Raw genomic sequence first — 22724 nt, forward strand, 5'->3', positions numbered from 1 at the left:
AAACTACTTAAACGGTAGTTTCTTTTTTTGCTTGAATACCTGGATTGCCTTAGGGCGCTTATCTTTTTCACCTATTTCCCTGATTGCACATAACATAAGGTGAAGAAACTGCAATACGGGAGCGTGGGCAATGGTGGGTGAGCCTGGAACGGTGAAAACCGGAGAAACGCTTTCCTGGCTTTTGAAGTCATACGGCCTGGAGGTTCAGTCATATGAAAAAAGAGATGGGCTCTGGCGGGTTGAATGCGGCCAGGGCGTATTCGCCGTAAGGGAATATGACGGCGATAGCGATAGGCTCGGCACTGCTCTGGCCTGGCAGCATTTTCTCGCCGAAAAAGGATGCCAGGGAGTGCCGAAAATTATTAGAACGAAGGACGGGCAAAACTGGGCAAGAGTTGATGGGAAAAGCTGCTATTTGACCGGTTGGGTGGATAAAAAAGAATTCAACCCAGAAAAAGGCGACCATTTGCTGGCTGCTATTGAACAGCTAGGCCACATTCACCGGTTAAGCAGGGATTTTTCACCGGAAAAACTTTCCGGGTTCCATAATGAAATGCCCTGGGCAACAGTAATCCAAGGAAGGCTCTCAGAACTCCTGGCGCATGCCCGCCATCTCCAGGCAGGGCGCCTGCGCACGGACGTTGAGAGGGTGTTTATCGAAAATTTCAACCAGTTGTACCAGCAGGGACAGGAAGCGCTGCAAGGACTGGTTGTAGGCGGTTATGATGCAAAACTGAGAGAGAACGACCAGCTATTGGTCAACTCATTTTTAAAACACAAGATGGGGGTGATAAACGAAGGCGTCGTCTATACAGACCTCACCAGGTGGACCCTGGGGCCGCCTTTTATGGACCTGGTCCTTTTTCTCAACAGTTTTCTCGTTCTCCACAAATGGGACAGTTCTTTAGTTTTCCGGCTTCTTGAGACCTATGAAAAAAATAATGCGCTGGACCAGGAAGAGCGAACGCTGCTCGTCTTGCTGCTTCGTTTGCCTTGGCGATTCTGGCTCTACGTCCACCAGTATTTTAACCATATGGAAAGTCCCGCCGTGCTTACCGAAAAAATGAGCTCGTACATAAACGAAATATACTGGCGTGACAGGTGCCTCGACTGCCTTGACGACTGGGTGTGGAGGGAAAAAGAATGATCGAAAATATTGAGAAATGCGAGATGGTATTAGAAAAACCAGGCTATCCATGGCAGGTGGTGCAAGGAGACGGCGTTACCTGGTTGTTCTTGCGCCGGAAAAAAAGGATAGAAGAAAAAAGGATCAATGGACTTGACCGGTTTTTGCTTGAACAATTTTCTTGGGATATTCCCGCAAAGAAAGAAAAAGAAATTATCTACACAGGTAACCTGGCGCTGTCCGTTTATTTTTCGGCGAAGGAGGTTTCAGCAGAAGGGATACCGTTGTTGGAAGCGGAAGAAGATGAGCACTTGTGCCGCGAACTGTTTGCAGGTTGTAACAAGCTCAGCGGTAAACAAAACCTGCCGCCTTTAGAATTTAAAGATGAGACTTCTTTTCCCAGCATACTATTTGATGAAATTGAGGAAGCCTCAAATAATCAGGAAATAAGTTGCGGAACCGGCTGCTGGAAAATAGAACTCCCTTGGAGGGCGGGACTTGCCGGCGAAGGTGAAGGGACTCCCCCCCGGCTTGTTAAACTGCACCTGGCCCAGGTTGGCTTAAGCACCCTTTTGCTGGAGGCTGCTATCAAGCTGGAAACCTCGCCTGAACCCGGCAATGATCATCAGCCGGAAAGAAAATACCTGCCGGTGCCAAGAAAAAAAGCGATCTTCCAGTTGAAAGACGAAGAAATCATGGAGGTACTGGGTATAACGCAGCAAAGGGGTTTCTATTCCACCCTGGTCGATGCCGAAAGTCAAAGTGTAACCATTAAAAACCTTCTTAAAACGACGGCGGTGTTCATCACTTCGCGCAAAGGCGGGGAGAGGTTTCTGGCCGCTTCCCATGTCTGTGCCGAAGAAAACAAACTGCCTGGGTTTTCGACACCGGAATTTCCGCCAATCAGTCACTCCTGGAGAATGGATTTTTTGAAAACAATAAAAATGAATGCCGATAAAATCATTTGCGAGACCGGAGTTATGTGGTTTGTGAACTATGAATCCCCCAAAATGAGCACAAAGACGAAAGAGGTTAGTGCCTGGACTGCTAAAAGGCTCACGGAAAAGGCGGAACAAAAGGACGTTATTCAAAAGAACAGGAAAAAACCAGGAGAAAAATGGATGAGGAAAACCGCCTCTCCCCAAAGAGATAAAACGGGAGACAAACTGGTTATAAGAATAAAAACCCAAAACCGCAAGTAAAATTTGTCGAAAAAAAACCTGCCAGGGGATACATGAATTACCATAATTTTCCTTTTGGGTAAGATATAATTGTAAGCAGTTACTCCGAGGGTGGTGTGGTGATTTGCTAAGACTTTTACCCAGAACTTCCTACCCCGCAGGTCGTTGCTTTTTGCTTGCTTCCTCCTGTTTGAACACGGCGGGGACATTTCTTTTGAGTATGCTTCTAGCCAAGGCGGCCTTAATGGGAGAATTGTACCCGTTCGGCACCAGTTTTCTTGCAGCCGTTTGTGTGTTGTACCCCAAGAGGGGCAAGGCGGCTTTACTGGGCGTGATGACCGGTACAATTCTTGCGAGCAGGGACTGGAGACTGGCCGGTTACCTGTTGTGCACAGTGTTAATTTTTACTCTTTTCTACAGGAAGCAAAAAAAAGAAACCCACTGGCTCACCGTTCCCTGTTTGGTCACTGCGGCTCACTTGCTGGTGCGGGGGGCTTTGACTGTTTTTGGGGAAAACGAATTATACCAGTGGATGGGAGTCTTTTTCGAGGCCTTTTTTGCCGGCGTGTTGACTCTTGTTGCCTTCACAGGGATCCAGGCCTTTTCCAAATTAAAAAGAGGACAAATGCTGACTCCTGAAGAAAGGACAAGCTTAGGCCTTATTGTCTTAGGCGCCTTGGTTGGAATCAACCAAGCTGAACTTGGCGGGATAGGCCTGCAGAGCGTGTTAAGCCGCTGGCTCGTCCTATGTGGAGCCTATCTTGGTGGTCCGGGAGCCGGGGCGGCTACGGGTGTAGGAGTAGGGCTGGCCCCATGTGTCCAGGGTTCATTAACCACTGGACCGATTGCTTTGTATGCCCTGGCCGGGCTGCTGGGAGGATTGTTCAACAACTGCAAAAAGATCGGCGTGGCAGTAGGTTTTACACTTGCCGTTTTACTTCTTTCGCTTTTTTTCGCGGAACAGATCGTAATTGAAAAGGCCTTCCTGGAAACAGCGCTTGCCGTGGCCGTTTTTTTACTGGGCAAAGTTCCGGGGCAAGGGGATTTAACGGCAGGGCGAGCGGGGCAGCAAGGCTTGCTGTTCAGGGAAGCCGGCCTGAGCGTATCGGAAAAGCTGAAAAAAATGGCCGAGGTATTTCATGAATTGAGCAGCATGTTCCAGGCTAAGAAAGAGAAAGCGGCAGTCGAGGGCAAAAACGAACTGAACGATCTTTTCAACAGGGTGGCTCAAAAAGTATGTGAGGGATGCAGTTTGCACCGCGTTTGCTGGAAACAGGATTTTTATAGAACATACCGCTCCCTGCTGGAAGCCTGCGCTCAACTAGAGACAACCGGCCTGATCAGCGAAAAAGATTTTGGCATCGATTTGAAGAGACGCTGCATGCGCCTGCGAGAACTAAGCATGACCTTGAACACACAGCTTGAGTACCTGGGGCTGATCAAATCGTATGAAAACCAGCTGGAAAGCTGCCGCCAGCTGGTAAACAACCAGCTGGCGGGATTGGCCGGGGTTGTGGAAGATTTTTCCGACGAGATAAAAAAAGAGGTGATTTACAAGGATAATGGAGAACGTCTGCTCAAGGATAAACTCGAGGAAAAGGGAATCAAGGTCAAAGAAATCTTGAGCAGGGAAATGGCGGATGGAGAAAGGGAACTTATCGTTTCCCAGGCGGTTTGCCGTGAAAAAAACTGGTGCAGGTCCATGGTGGCCCCCAACGTTTCGCAAATATGCGGGAAAAATTACCGGATAAAGAGTATGGACTGCGCGGCACAGCTGGAAACAGCATGCTGCAGCTATCGCTTGGCGCCGGGCGCTTCGCTGCAGGTAAAGGTCGGGAAAGCCCAGTGCCCCAAAGACGGCTTGAAAGTGTCCGGGGATGTTTGTTCGACCTTTATACTGCCTGACCAGCGTTTCATAATGGTCATGAGCGACGGTATGGGCGCCGGCAAGGAAGCGCGTGACGAAAGCCTGGCGGCCGTCGGGCTTTTCGAGAAACTCATGAGTGCCGGCTTTACCGTCGATACGGCTCTCAAGACGGTTAACACCGCCTTGTTTTTGCGGTCTGGGAAAGAGAAATTTGTCACTATGGATATTGTCTTGATAAACCAGGTCAGCGGCATGACCGATTTCATCAAAAATGGCGGGGCGCCCTCGCTGGTCCTGACGGCGAAAGGAGTTAAAGTCGTTCAGGCGATGGCCCCTCCAGCGGGAATTCTGGATAACATTGAACTGCAGACTTTCCGGCATTGTTTGGAGCCAGCGGCCGTGATTATTCTGATGAGCGACGGCGTCTGGGAAGCGGTTAGTAATGCCGTCGGGCCAGCCGGGTGGCTGGAAGACGTCCTGAAGAAACTTGATCTCAATAATCCCCAGCAGGTTGCCAGCCATCTTTTGTACCTGGCCAGGAAAGCCTCCGGCAATAAAGCGAGGGATGACCTGTGTATTCTGGTGGCCAGGCTGGAAACGCCGGATATTGCCTGAAACAGACCAAAAGATTGGAAAATAGGGAATCCTTATAAGAAGGACTCCCTATTTTTTTGTAGAAAACAAGAGATAACACTGTTCCTGGTGCGGGGTAATAAGATGAGCGACCTTTTTGGCAAAGCGGTCCTGGCAATCAAAGAATACGGGATGATTGAACCGGGCGAACTGGTTATCGTTGGCGTTTCCGGAGGTCCGGATTCTTTGGCGCTCCTGCATGTATTGAAACGTTTCAGGGAGGAAATGCCATTCGAGATTCACGTGGCTCACCTGGATCACTGTTTTCGCGGTATTCAGGCGCAGGAAGAAGCCGCCTGGGTGAAAAATATTGCTCTACGGTGGGGACTTTCCTGCACCGTCGAAAGGATTGACGTGCCGGCGCTGGCCAAAGAACGTGGTCTTTCCTCCCAGGACGCCGGTCACCTGGCGAGAAACGAGTTTTTTCTTAGGCTGCAAAAGGAGATAGGCGCCCAAAAAATAGCGCTGGGGCACCATGCCGACGACCAGGCGGAAACCCTTCTCATGCGTTTTCTGACAGGGGCCGGCCCGGAGGGTTTATGCGGCATCCTGCCGGTGAGGGATTCGTTTATCAGGCCGCTTTTATTCGCGCGCCGCGGAGAAATTGAGGCTTATTGCCTCGAGCATCGCCTGGACCCCCGCAGGGATCCAAGCAACGAAAAAGACATTTACCTTCGCAACAGGGTCCGAAACAAGCTGCTGCCCTGGTTGACCGCCAACATCAATCCCAACCTGGTTGACACTTTAAACCGGACAGCCCAGATTTTTTGGGGTGAAGAGGAGCTTTTACAAAAAATATGCGGGGAATCGATCCGCAGTCTTGTTTTTCCGGAGGCAAAAGGAATTCGCCTGTTTTTAGCTAATTTTTCCGGGCTGCCGCTGGCAGTTCAAAGGCGCGTGGTTCGCTCGGCCTATGAAATGGCAGGTAAAAAAAGGGGGCTTGACTTTTATCACGTGGAAGAGGTCCGGAAATTGGTTCTTGACAAACAGGTGGGGAAAATTTTACAACTGCCGGGCGGTGTAAAGGCGCGAAAAGAATATGAAAGCGTTTTCCTTTTCCTGGAGGAGAAAACGATTGAGAGCGGTCCTTTGGAAGAACGGGAGCTGGCCGTTCCGGGGTGCACCTGCATTCCTGAAACGGGGCAGACAGTAGAGATTTCATTCGCTGACCGCAAACCAGCCGCAGTTGATGAAAACGAGGCATACCTTCCCAGGGAACGGTTCAAACCACCGCTGTTTGCCCGGTGCCGGAGGGCGGGCGACATTGTTTTCCTGAAAGGATTGGGTAAATACAAGAAGTTGAAAGAATTATTCATTGATAAAAAGATTCCCCGCCGCTTGAGGAACAGGATATTATTGATAGCAGACCAAAACGAGGTCTTGTGGATACCGGGGATAGCTTACGGCAGGGGAGTAAACGAAAACAGCGACAGCGGCTCCTACGTTTTAATTAAAATACGTGAGCAAAAAGAGCAAAAGCAGGGCCAGACTTAAGCAGAGGAAAATATAAACAATTTAACATAAAATTTATAGATATAAGAATTATTAGTTATTTAATTGAAAAAACTCCCGGAATATGATAAAGTATATTGGTGTTTCTGATACTTGAACTATATAATATTAGTTAGCAACAGGGTGCCGAAAGGAGGAAATTCGTGAACCGCATTTTCAAAAATATGGCAATTTATTTGCTGATCGTTATGATTGCGGTCTCTATCTTTCACCAGCTGGGAACTCCGCCGAAAGTCGATGATCCTTTCAATAACGATTATGTCGCTTTTTATAAAGCGTTGGAAAAAGGTTTGATCCAGAATATTAAAATTGTCCAGCAGGATGATGCACGAGAAATATCGGGCACACTGAAAAACAGCGGTAAAGAGTTTAAGCTCACCGGGCCGCCAAATGATGAAAAACTGATTGAATTAATCAAGTCCAAGGATATCCTTTTTACCCAGGAACCTGCTCCCAAACCACCCTGGTGGGCCAATATACTGAGCACGTTTTTGCCTGTCCTTCTCCTGGTTGGCGTGATGTTTTTCATGATGCAGCAGACACAGGGAGGCGGCAGCCGCGTGATGCAGTTTGGCAAGAGCAGGGCCAGGCTGCACACCGACGATAAAAAAAGGGTTACCTTCGAAGACGTGGCGGGAGCCGACGAGGCCAAAGAGGAACTGGAGGAAGTCGTTGAGTTTCTCAAGCAGCCGAAGAGATTTACCGAACTGGGAGCTAAAATTCCCAAGGGCGTTCTTCTGTTTGGCGCGCCCGGGACGGGGAAAACGCTTCTGGCCAGGGCGGTTGCCGGGGAGGCGGGGGTTCCTTTCTTCAGCATCAGCGGGTCCGATTTTGTGGAAATGTTTGTGGGTGTTGGAGCTTCCCGCGTGCGTGATTTGTTTGACCAGGCCAAAAAGAACTCGCCCTGCATTGTCTTTATTGATGAAATAGATGCGGTTGGACGGCAGCGCGGCGCCGGCCTGGGCGGCGGTCATGATGAACGAGAGCAGACCCTGAACCAGCTGCTTGTCGAGATGGACGGGTTCAGCGTCAATGAAGGCATCATCATTATTGCGGCTACCAACAGGCCTGACATACTTGATCCGGCTCTCCTGCGTCCCGGAAGGTTCGACCGGCAGATTGTAGTGGATATACCGGACGTGAAAGGGAGAAAAGAAATACTTGGCGTTCACGCCAGGGGTAAGCCGCTGGAGGATGAGGTTGATCTTGATGTCCTGGCCCGCAGGACTCCGGGTTTTACGGGAGCCGATCTGGCCAACCTCTTCAACGAAGCAGCCCTGCTTGCGGCGCGCCGCAATAAAAGAAAAATTTCCATGGAAGAACTGGAAGACTCCATCGAGCGGGTGATCGCCGGCCCGGAGAAAAAGGCGCGCACCATCAGCGAATTCGAGAAGAAGCTTGTTTCCTACCACGAGGCCGGTCATGCCCTGGTGGCCGAACTCCTTCCCCACACCGATCCCCTGCACAAGGTTTCCATTATTCCGCGAGGCAGGGCGGGCGGTTATACGCTTCTTTTGCCCAAGGAAGACCGCCGTTACATGACCAAATCCCAGCTTTTAAACCAGGTCACCATGCTGCTGGGCGGTCGTGTGGCGGAAAAGATGGTTCTCAACGAAATCAGCACGGGAGCGCAAAACGACCTGGAAAGAGGAACCGAACTGGTTCGCAAGATGATCACCGAATTCGGCATGTCGGACGAACTGGGGCCGCTGACTTTCGGGCGCAAGCAGGAACAGGTTTTCCTGGGACGCGATATTGCCAGGGACAGGAACTACTCGGAAGCGGTGGCTTATTCCATTGACAAGGAAGCGCGCCGGATAATTGACGAGTGTTACAAAGAAGCGGAGCGATTATTGAAAGAAAACGTCAGCACTCTTCACCTGATTGCGCAGACCCTGATGGAAAAAGAAACAATCGAAGCGGAAGAATTCGCCGCTTTAATTGAGAAATCAGGCATTCAAAGGGCCTCCAAAGAATAGAACTCTCCTGAACATTAGGCTAGTGAAGAGGAGGAAGAAATGGAACGGACATTTGTGATGGTGAAGCCGGACGGGGTCCAGCGCGGTCTGGTGGCCAGGGTGCTCGGGGCAATAGAAGCCAGGGGATATAAACTCATCGGGTTAAAAATGATGAGCATCTCCCCGCGACTGGCGGCCGAGCACTACGCGGAGCATGCGGGCAAACCCTTTTACGATAGTTTGCTCGAGCATATCACCTCCGGGCCTGTGGCGGCAATGGTCTGGGAAGGGAAAGGCGTGGTGAGCGGCGTGAGGGCGATCATGGGAGCAACCAATCCCCTGGAGGCCAAACCAGGTTCGCTGCGGGGCGACTATGCCGTATCCATCGACCGCAACCTTGTGCACGGCTCCGACTCAGAAGAAAGCGCGGAACGCGAAATAAGGCTGTTTTTTAAACCGGAGGAACTGGTGTCATACGACCGCGATCTTGATAAATGGATCTGGTGAACGGATATATGGCGAAATCGCCCGGTCCCACCGTGCCCCTTCGTTGAAGGCTGACCAGGGTGGGACTTTTTTTATGCCTGGTTTATGGTATAATTTAGATATTTATTATCGAGATGAAGAAACAAAAGACTAAACAGGTCACAGGAGGAGGTAAAATATGGACAGTATACTCAAACCGGGTTTAAGGGCCGAAGATTCGGCGATAGTGACGGAAAGCAATGTCGCCAGCAGCTTTGTGAGCGGAGCGCCTGACGTTTACGCGACCCCGTCCATGATTGGCCTGATGGAAAACGCGGCATATTACAGCGTTCAAAAACACCTTCCCGACGGCTGGACCACGGTGGGCGTATTCGTTGACGTAAAACACCTGGCCGCAACACCCATTGGGATGAAAGTGCGCGCTGCGGCGGAACTCATTGAGGTGGAAGGATACCGGCTCAAATTTAAAGTCGAGGCTTATGACGAAAAAGAAAAAATCGGCGAGGGGTTTCACGGCCGCTTTATCGTCAATACCGGCAAATTCCGGGCCAGGGTCAGCGAAAAAAGCAGTACATGAATTAAACAGATTACAGACAAGGGGTGGTCCTTTTTGAAAAGCGATATTCAGATTGCCCAGGAGGCCCGCATGCTGCCCATAACCGAGATAGCCGGGGGGTTGGGGATTTCGGAGGAAGATCTCGAGTTGTATGGGAAATACAAGGCCAAGCTGCCGCTGTCTTTGTGGGACAAGATAAGAGGCCGGCCTGACGGGAAGCTGGTCCTGGTTTCGGCCATCACGCCTACTCCCGCCGGGGAGGGCAAAACCACAACGACCGTGGGACTTGGACAGGCTCTCAACCGCTTGGGTAAAAAGGCCATCATCGCCCTGCGCGAACCTTCCCTGGGTCCCAGTTTCGGGATCAAAGGCGGGGCTGCAGGCGGCGGGTACAGCCAGGTGGTTCCTATGGAAGATATAAATTTGCATTTTACGGGGGATATTCATGCGGTTACGGCGGCTCATAATTTGCTGGCGGCCATGCTGGACAATCACCTTCACCAGGGGAACCAGTTGAATATAGACCCCAGGCAGGTAGTGCTTCGCAGGGTAATGGACCTGAACGAGCGTGCCCTGCGGAATATTGTGATCGGGCTGGGGGGCAGGGCCGACGGCGTACCCCGGGAAAGCGGCTTTGACATTACGGTGGCCTCGGAAGTTATGGCCTGCTTGTGCCTTGCCGGGGACCTGATGGACTTAAAAGAACGGCTGGCCAGGATTGTCGTGGCGTACACGCATGAAGGCAAAGCGGTGACGGCTCGCGATTTGCAGGCCCAGGGTTCAATGGCCCTGCTGTTGAAGGACGCCATCAAGCCCAACTTGGTGCAGACCCTTGAGAATACCCCGGCCTTTGTTCATGGGGGGCCGTTTGCCAATATCGCGCACGGGGCCAACAGCATTATAGCCAGCAAAATGGCCCTGAAACTGGGCGATATTCTGGTTACGGAAGCCGGGTTCGGCGCTGACCTGGGAGCAGAGAAGTTCTTCGACTTGGTTTGCCCGTATGCGGGTTTCCAACCAAACGCCGCGGTTTTGGTGGCAACCGTCAGGGCCCTTAAAATGCACGGTGGCGCGGCAAAAACAGATCTGTCCAGGCCCAACCAGGCAGCCCTGGTGCGCGGGCTGGGCAACCTGGAAAAGCATGTCGAAAATGTCGGCAAATTCGGTGTTCCCGTTGTGGTGGCCCTGAACCATTTTCCCGGCGATACCGACGAGGAAATCAAACTGGTCCTGGGACGCTGCCGCGAATTGGGTGTTGAGGCCGCCCTTTCCAGGGTCTTCGCTGAAGGAGGAAAAGGCGGTGAAGAGCTGGCAGGCAAATTATTGAAGGTTCTTAATGAAAACGAAAACAATTACCGGCCTCTTTACGACTGGAAACGCCCGATCAAAGAAAAGATAGATGTTATTTCCCGGGAAATATACGGCGCGGACGGCGTGTCGTACAGCAAAGAAGCTGAACAGGCTATCGGAAAGTACGAAGAAATGGGATACGGCGAGTTGCCTGTTTGTATGGCCAAAACCCAGTATTCGTTAAGTGACGATCCCGCCAAAATCGGGAGGCCCGCGGGATTTACTATTTCCGTAAAAGAAGTGAGGCTCTCGGCGGGAGCGGGTTTTGTTGTTCCGCTTACCGGAACCATCATGACTATGCCCGGTCTTCCCAAAAAGCCGGCTGCCGTGGAAATAGACATTGATGCCCGCGGCCGGATAACCGGCTTGTTTTAACAACTACTGGCAAGAGCGATTATGAAGTTGCCTTTGGCTTGCTGGCATGGCCAGCGGAAATTGCGGCTAAGCTGAGGTGAAAATAAATGCGGGGTCCATACCTGCTGGAGCTGGAAGACAGAGAGAAAACAAAAAGAGTTTTTGAATCGGTTGGTCCCGACCGGTTCGGCCTGGAATGGATGCTGGACAAGGCCCATATACACCCGCTTTACCTTAAAGAAGTAAAAAGCCCGGCGGCCAATGTCCTCAAGCAGCAGATGCTGTCCCTGGGTGGGGATGCCGTGGTTGGAAAATGGGTCATTGACATGTCGCGGGACGAGTCCGATGTCCTGCTCCTGGGCACAGTCAAGCAGTATAAAGCCCTGAGCGGGAAGCTGTCAGGCCAGCCCTGGGGCTTAAAAGCTCTCGGCGAGAGGATCGAAAACCTGCTAAACGCAATTACCGCAGAAAAAAAGATTTGCTGGGAATGGCCCCGACACCGGCTGGAAATCGGTAAAAAAACGCTTATTATGGGAATCCTTAATGTTACCCCCGATTCTTTTTCCGATGGCGGGCGTTTTATTGAACCCGGCAAAGCCTGTGAACGTGCCCGGAAAATGGTGGAAGAAGGAGCGGATATTATTGACGTGGGGGGAGAGTCCACCAGGCCCGGTTCCCAGCCGGTATCCGTGGAAGAAGAACTGAACAGGGTAATGCCGGTCCTGGAAACTCTGGTCAGGGAACTGCCCGTTCCGATCTCGATTGACACCTATAAGGCGCAAACGGCCAGGGAAGCCCTGCGAATCGGCGTTCACATCATTAACGACGTGGGCGGGGGCAAAAAAGACGAAGGGATCGCCGCCGTGGCAGCCGAATACGGCGCCCCGGTCATCATCATGCACAATGAGAGTAAACCGACCGAAATCCCCCAGGAACTGGTCGCTGGAGTGATAGACGACCTTGCTGCCAGCCTGGAGATTTATAAACGGGCCGGCCTGGCTGCGGATAAAATGATGGTCGATCCCGGGATCGGGTTCGGCAAAGGCCCTGTGGGCAACCTGATCCTTCTGCGAAATCTCCAGTCCTTCCGGACGCTGGACCGCCCCGTCCTTTTGGGCGCCTCCCGCAAATCATTTATTGGGGCGGTATTGGGGACCCCGGTTTCCGAAAGGCTGGAAGGGTCGCTTGCTGCCGCCGCCTGGGGAGTGTTCAAGGGCGCGGCGGTGCTGAGGGTGCATGACGTGCAAGAAACATGCAGGCTTGTAAGGATGCTCGAAGGTATCAAACACGCAGGTGAGAGCTGATGAAGGAACTGGATAAATTAATGCTTCACGGCCTGAGGTTTTACGGCTGCCACGGCGTCTATCCGGAAGAAAAAAAACATGGGCAGTGGTTTGAGGTTGACGTGGAGGTTTGGGGCGATTTTTCCAGGGCGGCCGCAGACGATGACCTGCAGGAAACGCTGGATTATGAACAGGTTTTCAAAATCGCCAAGCAGGTCCTGGAGGGTGAAAGCGCAAACATTATCGAACACCTTGCTTACCGGATTATAAACGAGCTTCTCCTGCTGCCCCCGGTTAAGAAGGCCCTGGTAAGGATAAAAAAACCGGGTGCCCCGCTAGGCGGCCAGCTGGCTTATGCCGGAGTGGAAATGACCAGGTGGAAAGATGAGCACTAACATTTTTTACCTGTCGCTGGGCAGCAATACGGGTGACTCACTTGACTACCTGCTGAGAGCGGTCGTTGAGCTGGACAAGCGCGGCCTGCGGATCAAAACCGTCTCCGGCATTTACCTGACAGAACCGCTGGGTTTTGTGGAGCAGCCCCATTTTTTGAACATGGCGGTCGGCGGTGAAACCGGCTGCAGCGCTGAAAGGCTGCTGGAAATATGCCAGGAGGTGGAGACCATGCTGGGGAGGGTCCGGGAAATGCGCTGGGGACCGCGCACCATCGATATTGACATTCTTTTTTACAACGACGAGACAATCAGCGAACCAAACCTGCAGGTTCCCCATCCACGCTTAAGCGAGAGGGCTTTTGTGCTTGTCCCTTTAAGGGAGATCGCCTGCGAAAAGTTTACCCGGCTGGAGGCGGCCATACCGCAGCAAAATGTCGACTTGAAAATACCGGCGGCCGGTGTTAAAATTAAGCTGGCGGAAAGAGGTCTTATTATCGAGTAGAAGGGAACGGGAGCGCCAGCCCTAAACAGTATCCGCTGCCGGAGCTGTATTAAATGTGCTGGCCCCCGGAGCCGAAAATAATATCGCCGCTTGGAGCCCGTGCGGGGACCGAGACGGAAGGCTGGCTGTAATACGGTTAATCATGCTTTGTGCGCGACCTTTCGGACTTGTATGTCCCGGGAGGTCGTTTATTTTGCAGCGAAAGCGTGGGGGGTATAAAAGTATGAAAACTGTGGGCATTATCGGCTTGGGAAGAATAGGCACAGCCCTGGCCGTATCTCTTGAACGCTGCGGTTACCTGGTAAAAACAGTGCGGAGAGACCAAGGCGCTAAGCGGGCCGGCCTGATCAACGGCAAAGACTTTGCGGTGATTACGCTTGAACAGGCCGCCCAAGAAACGGAAGTCATCTTTATCACCACGCCCGATGACGCTATTGAGAGTACGGCAAAAAGGCTTGCGGAGATTGGGATAAAATGCCAGGCCGTACTCCACATGAGCGGTTCCCTGTCGTCGGAGATACTGGAACCCCTTCGCCAGGCCGGCGCCATGACCGGTTCCCTCCATCCCCTTCAGAGTTTCCCTTCATTGGAAAGAGCGGTGGAAAACCTCCCCGGTTCCTATTTCACCTATGAAGGCGATCCTTCTTTGCTCTTTTGGGTGTCAACGCTGGTAGAGAGATTCGGGGGGATTCTGAAAATCCTGCCCTCTCCGGAGACAAAAGCGGTTTACCATGCCGGGGCGGTCATAGCTTCCAATTACCTGGTCGCCCTGGCCCAGCTGGCAATAGATTGTCTTGCCCAGGCCGGATTTACGCCTGAAGAAGCCCGGGCGGCCCTGCTTCCGCTGATGAAGGGCACAATGAATAACCTTTTGTGCCTGCCCCCGGCAAAGGCTCTGACCGGACCGGTTTGCCGCGGGGATGTGGGGGTTGTCGAAAGCCACCTCAAGGCGCTGGAACAGGAGCTTCCGGAAGCGCTGGATGCGTACTGCGCCCTGGCGCCCGTCCTGGCCAGGATTGCCGTGGAGTCGGGGAGGATAACGGGGAAGCAGTATGATGAATTAATCAAACTGCTCAACAGGCCGGCTGCCAAATTTAATTGAGCGATGGGGGATGCAGATGGAAATAATAACAACCGTTGCTGAAATGCGCCGCTGGGGCAAGGAAAAGGTTTTAAAGCGAAGAGAAATAGGACTCGTTCCGACGATGGGGTACCTGCATGAAGGTCATTTAACCCTGGTGGAGTCAGCAAAAAAGGAAAACCATGAAGTGGTGATGAGCATATTCGTCAACCCGTTGCAGTTTGGCCCGCAGGAAGATTACAGCACCTATCCCCGGGACCTTGACCGTGACTCCCGGCTGGCCGAAAAAGCCGGTGTGGACGTTATCTTTGCTCCATCTGTGGAGGAGATGTATCCCTCGTACCCGCAGCTGACCACCGTCCAGGTTTCAGAACTGACCGAGGGCCTGTGCGGGGCCTCGCGCCCTGGGCATTTCACCGGGGTGGCGACCGTGGTTTGCAAGCTGTTAAATATCGTCCGGCCGGAGAGGGCTTATTTCGGGCAGAAGGATTACCAGCAGGTTCAGGTTGTAAAAAGAATGGTTGAGGACCTCAATATACCGGTTGAAATCAGGACTGTGCCCATCAAGCGGGAAGCGGACGGCCTGGCCATGAGTTCGCGCAACACCTACCTTTCGGCCCAAGAACGAAAAGACGCCCTCTGCTTGTACGAGTCCCTGAAAGCCTGCCGTGACCTCTATGAAAAAGGCGAAAGAGAGTCGGCCCGCTTGAAGGAGGCCATGAGAAAAGTAATCATGAGCAGGCCGGCAGCGGTAATTGACTACATTGAAATTTGCGACGCCGTGACCTTAAAGCCGGTAACGCAGGTAAAAGGCCCTGCTGTTGCTGCTTTAGCCGTCAAAATAGGACGGACCCGCTTGATCGACAACATGATTTTTGGGGGGTAATCCAAATTGTTTTTAACCATGATGAAATCAAAAATCCACCGGGCTACCGTAACCGGGGCAGACCTCAACTACATGGGGAGCATCACCATCGATGCCGGCCTGATGAAAGCCGCAAATATCCTGCCCAATGAAAAGGTCCAGGTTGTTAACAACAATAACGGGGCGCGCCTGGAGACTTATGTCATACCGGGGCCGGCCGGTTCCGGCGCCATTTGCCTCAATGGGGCGGCTGCGCGGCTTGTCCAGCCGGGCGATACGGTCATAATCATCAGCTATGTCCTGGTGGAAGAAGAAAAAGCAGCTCTCTACAAACCGCGAGTCGTTTTTGTCGATGAAAAAAACAGGGTCACAAAAACAGGAGAAGAAAAGCCGTTTACCCGGTGATTTAATGTAAACCATCATAATAATTATGGTTGACAAAGGACTTCCGGCGGGGTATAATTAGCAATGTTAACCAACAAGTATAATATGGTTAACAAATAAACCGCTTGAGGAGGCCAAACCGAAAATGTCAACCAGGGATATGACAAGGGTCGCTCTTTTCGCTTCTTTGATCTGCATTTCTTCTCTCATTCTCAAATTTGGCGGTGATGTCCTGGTTCCCTTTAGCATTCTGCCCCTTATGGTAATGCTGGCCGGGGGGATTCTGGGTCCCAGGCTCGGAGCTTTAAGCGTGACGATCTATGTACTGGTAGGTTTGCTCGGAGCGCCTGTTTTTGCCAAACCGCCTTACGGGGGATTGACTTACATTCTGCAGCCGTCTTTTGGCTTTTTACCGGGTTTTATCCTGGCTGCCTACGTGATCGGCAAATTTTTGGAGAAGACCGCCGCCCAAACCGTTGCCGCGTATATGGCGGCCATGCTGCTGGGAATCGCTGTGATTTACCTGGTGGGAATACCTTACCTCTACGCGGTGGTCAAGGTTTACCTTGGCAAGCCGTTCAGCCTGTGGAAAGCGATTGAAGTCGGCATGCTTCCTTTCTTAGGGCTCGATGTCCTAAAGGGCCTGCTGGCCAGCATGGTGGCTAAAGGGGTGCGAAGCCGCCTTGCCGGATAGAAACAGGCAGGGATTTGGAAAAAAGTATAGAATTGTTTCGGCAGGGACTGCTGCTGCCGAAACGCAGGGCAAACGTATTCGTGCCAGGCCGTGGATAAGGAGTGGTTTTCATGCTGCTTGTAGTCGATGTGGGAAACACAAACATTGTCCTGGGAACCTATGATGATGACAAATTGATAACGCACTGGCGGCTGTCAACAAATCGTAACCAGACCGCGGATGAATACGGGATAATGATCTGCAACCTTTTTACGCACAGGAACCTTGACTACCGGCAGGTTGAGGCGATTGCCATCTCTTCCGTTGTTCCGCCTTTGATGCCTGCCCTGGAAGAAATGGCCCGGCTGTATTTCCATGTCGAACCCCTGATTGTAGGACCGGGTGTAAAGACCGGCATGCCTATTCTCTACGACAATCCCAGGGAAATTGGCGCAGATCGCATTGTTAACGCCATCGCCGGTTATGAGCAGTACGGCGGCCCGTTGATTATAGTAGACTTTGGAACTGCCACAACTTTTTGCGTGATCAGCGAAAAAGGCGAATACTTGGGAGGAGCTATTACCGCGGGTATCGGGATAGCCACCGAGGCCCTTTTCCAGAGAGCGGCCAAGCTGCCCAGGATTGAACTGGTTAAGCCCAAAAAGGTGATCGGCCGCAATACGGTTTCCAGCATGCAGGCGGGGCTTGTCTACGGGTATATCGGGCAGGTTGACGGCATTGTTAGGCGCATCAAAGAGGAACTAAACAGCGATGCTTTCGTTGTGGCTACCGGCGGGATAGCCGATTTAATCGCCGCTGATTCCGAAACGATCAACAAGGTTGATCCCTTCTTAACGCTTGAAGGATTAAAAATAATATATCAACGCAACCGGTCTTGAAGAGGCCGGTTTTATAAGGGAAACTCATTTTATGCGGCGCAGGCCGTTTTCTTTTTTTGTCCCTGTCCTTTGAAAACGGTTCGATAAATGTTTATAATATTGGAAAGCCATAAACAGGCGGCCAAGGGGAAACCCTTATTTCAGTCCGCTGTCGAAGAGACGGGGAATGGAGGACCAAGTGAAGATCGGCGGGGTAAGCATACCGAACAAAGTAGTGCTGGCGCCGATGGCCGGTATTACCGACAAGGCTTTTCGCCTTATTGCCCGCGCCCACGGGTGTGGGCTGGTATACACGGAAATGATCAGCGCCAAGGCGCTAACGTACAGGGATGTCAAAACAAAGGCTCTTCTTGACCTTACCGGTGAAAAACCACCTATTGCCGTGCAGCTGTTCGGTTCGGAACCGGAAGTGATGGCCGAGGGTGCATCTATTGCCGTACAGCAAGGCGCGGATATTGTCGATGTCAACATGGGATGTCCCGTGCCCAAAATCGTTAAGAACGGCGAAGGCTCGGCCTTGCTGGAAAAGCCCGGCACCGCCTGCAGGATTGTGCGGGCTATGGCCGAGGCGGTCCAGGTCCCGGTTACAGTCAAAATGCGAATCGGCTGGAACAGGGAAAACATAGTGGCTGTCGATTTTGCCCGGAGATTGGAAGAGGCTGGAGCGAGCGCCATTGCCGTACATGGCCGGACGCGCGATCAGTATTACTCGGGAAAAGCAGACTGGAGCGTAATACGGGAGGTCAAGAAGGCCGTAACTGTGCCGGTGATCGGTAACGGTGACATATGGAGTCCTTCAGATGCGGCCAGAATGCTGGAAGAGACCGGCTGTGACGCAGTCATGCTGGGACGCGGGGTTTTGGGAAACCCGTGGCTGGTATCAAACACAATCCTTTTTTTAAAAGGAGAAGAGTTTAACTTACCGGGGCATGCGCAGAGAATCCGCGCAGCCGTTGAGCATTTGGATTTGATGATTGAACTGAAAGGTGAACTGGCCGGTGCCCGTGAAATGCGCAAACACCTTGCCTGGTATTTAAAAGGGTTGCCGCACACCGCGCATTTGAAGGAAGGAATCTTTAAGGCGAAAACACGCGCTGAAATGGTTGAACTGCTGGAAGAATATCTCCGGCAACTGATTCAAAGGGATAGAAGGTAAAAACCTCTTTGCTTTTAATGGAAAAAAGAGGTATGATAATGTTATATTGCACAACCTGTAAGGGGGCCTTCAGAAACGCTAACCTGTAAGTAAGGAGGAAGCTGCATGAAACGCGTGGTGAGCGTTAGCCTCGGGTCCGACCGCAGGGATCACTGCGTGGAGACGGAGTTCTGCGGGATAGAATTCAGAATAGAAAGGATCGGGACTAACGGCGACCTGGAAAAGGCCGTTGAGCTTGTCCGGTCTCTGGACGGCAAAGTGGATGCTTTCGGCATGGGCGGGATCGACCTGTACATCCAGGCCGGCCGGAAGAGGTACATGCTGAAAGATGCGCGCCGGATCGCGGAAGCGGCCAGGACCACTCCTATTGTTGACGGTTCGGGCTTAAAAAACACCCTGGAAAGAAAGGCCGTGTTATACCTGGAACAAAGCGGCCAGATCGACTTTAAGGGTAAAAAGGTTTTGCTGGTGTGCGGCGTTGACCGTTTCGGGATGGCTGAGGCCCTTGTGCAAACAGGAGCCGAGGTTGTTTTCGGGGACCTGGTTTTTAGCCTGGGCATTCCGGTTCTGCTCAGGTCTTTACGCACCCTTGCCGCTGCTGCCAGTATCCTCGGTCCTGTTGTGAGCCGGCTGCCTTTTAAATACCTCTATCCTACAGGGGAACGTCAAGAAAAGATTACGAGCAAAGAAAAATACCGCAAGTATTATGACGCCAGCGAGATAATCGCCGGAGATTTTCATTACATAAAAAGGTACTTGCCGGAAAAAATAGAGGGGAAAATAATAATAACCAATACCGTAACCCGCGAGGACGTGGAGCTTCTTGCCGGGAGAGGCGCCAGGCTTCTGATCACCACCACTCCGGAACTTCAAGGGCGTTCGTTTGGGACGAACGTTATGGAGGCGGTGCTGGTTGTCCTGGCTGACAAGCCCCCGGCAGAAATCAAAAGCGATGACTATAACGAAATCTTAGAAAAGGTTAATTTCGCACCGCGTATTGTTGACTTACAGCAATAAGAACAGCTTTAAAAAACCGGGAGGAAGGATATGGATAAATTTGCCTTTATCATTCATCCGATTGCGATAGATGATTACTATAGAAAATTTCCCCTTTTTAAGAGGTTCCCCCAATTCATGGTGGAAAGGGTTGCCCGGCTTATACCTCCGATGAAAGTGTCGGAAATAACCGGGGTAAAGTCACCATACAACGAATGCAGGGGAGAATTTATCGGCTGCCCCCTGACGTCCCGCCTTCTTTTGGAACTGCCGGTGGAAGAATGCTACCGGAAAATAATCGCTTCAGCAAGACTTGCCAAAAGAAACGGGGCCAGGATAGTGGGGCTGGGCGCGTTTACTTCGGTGGTTGGCGATGCCGGGATAACAATCGCCAAACACGCCGGTATACCGGTAACCACAGGTAATTCTTACACAGTATATACGGCTTTGGAAGGGGCAAAAATGGCAGCCGGCCTGATGGGGATCGACTGGTCCCAAGCCAACATAGCTGTCCTGGGCGCTACCGGTTCTATCGGAAACGTCTGCGCGCGGCTTTTGGCCAGGGAAGCAAGGTATTTGACCCTTATTGCCCGCCAGCAGAACAAACTGGAAAGACTGGCCGCCAGAATAATGTATGAAACTGGTGTGGCTGCAAGAATCAGCAGTGAGCCGAGAGAGGCGATTAAAAAAGCGGATGTGATTGTTTCCGTCTCATCCTCCCTTGATTTCCAGATATACCCTGAAGATTTAAAACCGGGAGCCGTCGTATGCGATGTTGCGCGTCCGAGGGATGTTTCTCCCCGCGTGGCCAGGGAAAGGGACGATGTGCTGGTGATCGAAGGCGGGGTGGTTGATGTGCCTCCTGGAACTGATTTTAATTTTGACTTCGGCTTTCCTCCCGGTAAATCATACGCCTGTATGGCTGAAACCATGATTCTCACCTTGGAAAAAAGGTTTGAGTGCTATTCCCTGGGAAGAGAAATAGAAATTGAAAAGGTTGAGGAAATTGCCAGGTTGGCTGAAAAACACGGCTTTAAGCTTTCGGGGTTCAGGAGCTTTGAAAGAACAGTTACCCCGGAAGAAATAAACAGAATAAGGGCTGCCGCGCAGAAAAAACTCAACAAGGCGACCGGAACACTGAACATGTAAGCGTGTGGTGAACCTGCAAAGCCTTGACAAACAGGGTAGCCGTCTATATAATAGCCCTAGAGATTTACATGACCACTTTAAAATAAAACAAGCACTGCGACCGGAGAAGCAGTGCTTGTTAATATAAAGGTAAGTCTTCTTCTTAAAACTTGACCGGAACATTTTTGAGAGAACTGGCATAGGTTTATTTAGGCTTAAGTTAAATTGAGGGAGCGAAGATAGAATGATGGCGGAAAAAGAAGTTTTCCTGACCCAGGAAGGGCTTGGCAAGCTTGAGCAGGAACTGGAAATGCTGAAAACGGTACGCAGGAGAGAGGTGGCGGAACGGATTAAACAGGCTATTGAATTTGGAGATATTAGTGAAAACTCCGAATATGAGGATGCTAAAAATGAACAGGCGTTTATTGAGGGCCGTATTTTAACCCTGGAAAAAATGCTTCGCAATGCGAAAGTTATCGAACACGTCGAGAAAGACAGCAACGTTGTGCATATCGGAGCCAGGATTTCATTAAAAGATATGGAACACGGGGACGAATACGAATACACCATCGTAGGTTCGGCGGAAGCGGATCCAACCAAAAATAGAATATCGTTCGAGTCCCCGGTTGGCAAGGCTATCATGGGTAAGAAAGAAGGGGAAATCGTCGAAATCAACGTACCGGCCGGAAAGGTGAAGTTCAAGATACTTTCCGTCATATAACCGGATAGTTATTTCATGAAGGGAAGATTGCCGTGGCTGATATTTCTGAAAACCAGGAACTTGAATTGACCGAACACATGCAGGTCCGCCTGGAGAAACTGAACGAACTGAAAAAAAGGGGAATCGATCCTTTCGGATCCCGGTTTGAAAGAACCCACTATGCGGCAGACATAGTGGATAATTTTGTGCGCCTGGAGGGAAAGGATGTTGTCATCGCTGGAAGGATAATGTCCAAAAGGGATATGGGTAAAGCTGCTTTTGCCCACCTGCAGGATATTTCAGGCCAGATACAGATTTACATACGCCTGGATGATGTCGGGCCTGAAACTCACGAGCTGTTCACCCGCCTTGACATCGGCGATATTATCGGGGTTTCGGGATACGTTTTTAGGACGAAAAAGGGTGAAATAACGGTCGGAGTAAAAGGATTGACCTTCCTTACCAAAGCCCTGCGGCCTCTTCCGGAAAAGTGGCACGGGTTGCGGGATGTGGAACTAAGGTATCGCCAGCGTTACGTTGACCTCATTGTGAACCCTGAAGTAAAAAAAGTGTTTGTAACCAGGAGCAGGATCATCCAGGCGATGCGGCGTTTTCTGGACAATAAGGGTTTCCTCGAAGTGGAGACGCCCACCATGCATACGGTGGCCGGCGGGGCCAGCGCCAGGCCGTTTATAACGCACCACAACGCCCTTGATATTGACCTGTACATGCGTATTGCCCTGGAGCTTCACCTCAAAAGATTAATTGTCGGGGGACTCGAAAAGGTTTATGAGATAGGCCGGGTGTTTCGCAACGAGGGGATTTCCACCAAGCATAACCCGGAGTTTACCATGATGGAGCTTTACCAGGCTTATGCCGATTACCATGATATGATGAAACTTACCGAGGAAATGATTTCCACTGTCGCTCTTGAGGTGCTGGGGAGCCCCGTGGTTGTGTACCAGGGGACCAAAATCGACCTTTCTCCGCCGTGGCCCAGGATGACTATGGTAGAAGCGGTTAAGAAATATACCGGGATTGATTTTAACGTAATAAATAGTGACCAAGAAGCGCGAGAGCTTTCGTCAAGACTTGGCTTGAAGACGGATGGGGAGTCGACCAGGGGTACAATCCTGAATGAGATATTTGAAGAAAAAGTTGAGCAACACCTTATTCAGCCCACCTTCATACTGGATTATCCCCTGGAGATTTCACCGCTGGCCAAAAGGAAAACGGATAACCCCGGCTTTACGTACCGTTTTGAGGCGTTTATAACCGCTCGTGAAATAGCCAATGCATTTTCCGAGTTAAATGACGCCCTGGACCAGCGGGAACGTTTCCTCAAACAGGCGGAGAAGAGGGCCAAAGGGGATGAAGAGGCCCACATGATGGACGAGGATTTTGTTCGGGCCCTGGAAGTGGGAATGCCGCCCACCGGCGGGCTGGGCATAGGGATTGACCGGCTGGTTATGCTTTTGACAGATTCGCCTTCCATCAGGGATGTTATACTTTTTCCCACCCTGCGGCCGCGGGATGATTTATAAAATAAACAAAAAAAGCGTATTTTTAAATGATTTTTGCGTATGAGCTAATTGCTATGTTCAGGGGGCCAAACAGCACAAGCGTTGAAAGGAACGCA

The 22724-nt window shown here is 51.4% G+C and carries 21 protein-coding genes; all 21 read left to right on the forward strand.

Translation table 11 applies throughout. The features are described 5' to 3' along the window. Positions 1 to 130 precede the first annotated feature (130 nt). The 21 genes from NUV48_00855 (at position 131) to lysS (ending at position 22629) form a co-directional block, all read left to right on the forward strand. Positions 131 to 1147, forward strand: coding sequence for a hypothetical protein (locus tag NUV48_00855; protein ID MCR4440685.1), 1017 nt, complete (start codon positions 131 to 133; stop codon positions 1145 to 1147). Further along, positions 1144 to 2328: a hypothetical protein gene (locus tag NUV48_00860; protein MCR4440686.1), complete on the forward strand. Its 1185-nt coding sequence runs from the start codon at positions 1144 to 1146 to the stop codon at positions 2326 to 2328. Before NUV48_00855 ends, NUV48_00860 begins: the two co-directional genes overlap by 4 nt. 193 nt (positions 2329 to 2521) lie before the next feature. Continuing rightward, the gene (spoIIE, locus tag NUV48_00865) at positions 2522 to 4789 is read left to right on the forward strand and encodes a stage II sporulation protein E (protein ID MCR4440687.1); all 2268 of its coding nucleotides are present in this window, start codon (positions 2522 to 2524) and stop codon (positions 4787 to 4789) included. Positions 4790 to 4891: 102 nt separating this feature from the next. Further along, positions 4892 to 6301 carry a tRNA lysidine(34) synthetase TilS gene (gene tilS, locus NUV48_00870; GenBank protein ID MCR4440688.1) on the forward strand — a complete coding sequence of 470 codons (1410 nt, stop codon included), beginning with the start codon at positions 4892 to 4894 and terminating at the stop codon, positions 6299 to 6301. 161 nt (positions 6302 to 6462) lie between these two features. Then, on the forward strand, positions 6463 to 8298 hold the full coding sequence (gene ftsH / locus NUV48_00875; protein MCR4440689.1) for an ATP-dependent zinc metalloprotease FtsH: 1836 nt from the start codon (positions 6463 to 6465) through the stop codon (positions 8296 to 8298). A gap of 39 nt (positions 8299 to 8337) precedes the next feature. Next, positions 8338 to 8784, forward strand: coding sequence for a nucleoside-diphosphate kinase (gene ndk / locus NUV48_00880; protein MCR4440690.1), 447 nt, complete (start codon positions 8338 to 8340; stop codon positions 8782 to 8784). Between the two features lie 157 nt (positions 8785 to 8941). Further along, on the forward strand, positions 8942 to 9340 hold the full coding sequence (locus NUV48_00885; protein MCR4440691.1) for a thioesterase family protein: 399 nt from the start codon (positions 8942 to 8944) through the stop codon (positions 9338 to 9340). 33 nt (positions 9341 to 9373) lie between these two features. Continuing rightward, complete coding sequence (locus NUV48_00890) at positions 9374 to 11044, forward strand: formate--tetrahydrofolate ligase (GenBank protein MCR4440692.1); 1671 nt, start codon at positions 9374 to 9376, stop codon at positions 11042 to 11044. 86 nt (positions 11045 to 11130) lie between these two features. Next, positions 11131 to 12327, forward strand: a complete 1197-nt coding sequence (folP, locus tag NUV48_00895; protein ID MCR4440693.1) for a dihydropteroate synthase — start codon at positions 11131 to 11133, stop codon at positions 12325 to 12327. Beyond that, the gene (folB, locus tag NUV48_00900; protein MCR4440694.1) at positions 12327 to 12701 is read left to right on the forward strand and encodes a dihydroneopterin aldolase; all 375 of its coding nucleotides are present in this window, start codon (positions 12327 to 12329) and stop codon (positions 12699 to 12701) included. Before folP ends, folB begins: the two co-directional genes overlap by 1 nt. After that, positions 12691 to 13203: a 2-amino-4-hydroxy-6-hydroxymethyldihydropteridine diphosphokinase gene (folK, locus tag NUV48_00905; GenBank protein MCR4440695.1), complete on the forward strand. Its 513-nt coding sequence runs from the start codon at positions 12691 to 12693 to the stop codon at positions 13201 to 13203. Before folB ends, folK begins: the two co-directional genes overlap by 11 nt. Positions 13204 to 13426: 223 nt before the next feature. Continuing rightward, the gene (locus tag NUV48_00910) at positions 13427 to 14305 is read left to right on the forward strand and encodes a DUF2520 domain-containing protein (protein ID MCR4440696.1); all 879 of its coding nucleotides are present in this window, start codon (positions 13427 to 13429) and stop codon (positions 14303 to 14305) included. Positions 14306 to 14321: 16 nt separating this feature from the next. Next, on the forward strand, positions 14322 to 15170 hold the full coding sequence (gene panC, locus NUV48_00915; protein MCR4440697.1) for a pantoate--beta-alanine ligase: 849 nt from the start codon (positions 14322 to 14324) through the stop codon (positions 15168 to 15170). 6 nt (positions 15171 to 15176) lie between these two features. Then, the gene (locus tag NUV48_00920; GenBank protein ID MCR4440698.1) at positions 15177 to 15554 is read left to right on the forward strand and encodes an aspartate 1-decarboxylase; all 378 of its coding nucleotides are present in this window, start codon (positions 15177 to 15179) and stop codon (positions 15552 to 15554) included. Positions 15555 to 15678: 124 nt separating this feature from the next. Further along, positions 15679 to 16227, forward strand: a complete 549-nt coding sequence (locus NUV48_00925; protein ID MCR4440699.1) for a biotin transporter BioY — start codon at positions 15679 to 15681, stop codon at positions 16225 to 16227. 110 nt (positions 16228 to 16337) lie between these two features. Then, positions 16338 to 17105 carry a type III pantothenate kinase gene (locus tag NUV48_00930; GenBank protein ID MCR4440700.1) on the forward strand — a complete coding sequence of 256 codons (768 nt, stop codon included), beginning with the start codon at positions 16338 to 16340 and terminating at the stop codon, positions 17103 to 17105. 166 nt (positions 17106 to 17271) lie between these two features. Next, positions 17272 to 18261 (forward strand): tRNA dihydrouridine synthase DusB, encoded by a 990-nt coding sequence (gene dusB / locus NUV48_00935; GenBank protein MCR4440701.1) that lies wholly within the window; start codon positions 17272 to 17274, stop codon positions 18259 to 18261. A 105-nt stretch (positions 18262 to 18366) separates the two neighbouring features. Continuing rightward, positions 18367 to 19278: a quinate 5-dehydrogenase gene (locus NUV48_00940; GenBank protein ID MCR4440702.1), complete on the forward strand. Its 912-nt coding sequence runs from the start codon at positions 18367 to 18369 to the stop codon at positions 19276 to 19278. 30 nt (positions 19279 to 19308) lie between these two features. Next, on the forward strand, positions 19309 to 20406 hold the full coding sequence (locus tag NUV48_00945; GenBank protein ID MCR4440703.1) for a shikimate dehydrogenase: 1098 nt from the start codon (positions 19309 to 19311) through the stop codon (positions 20404 to 20406). 226 nt (positions 20407 to 20632) lie between these two features. Next, a complete protein-coding gene (greA, locus tag NUV48_00950; GenBank protein ID MCR4440704.1) occupies positions 20633 to 21106 on the forward strand; it encodes a transcription elongation factor GreA in 474 nt (157 codons plus the stop codon). Positions 21107 to 21183: 77 nt separating this feature from the next. Continuing rightward, positions 21184 to 22629: a lysine--tRNA ligase gene (gene lysS / locus NUV48_00955; protein ID MCR4440705.1), complete on the forward strand. Its 1446-nt coding sequence runs from the start codon at positions 21184 to 21186 to the stop codon at positions 22627 to 22629. The last annotated feature ends 95 nt before the right edge of the window (positions 22630 to 22724 follow it).

The sequence above is a fragment of the Peptococcaceae bacterium genome, from assembly GCA_024655825.1.
In the GTDB taxonomy this organism is placed as follows: domain Bacteria; phylum Bacillota; class Peptococcia; order DRI-13; family PHAD01; genus JANLFJ01.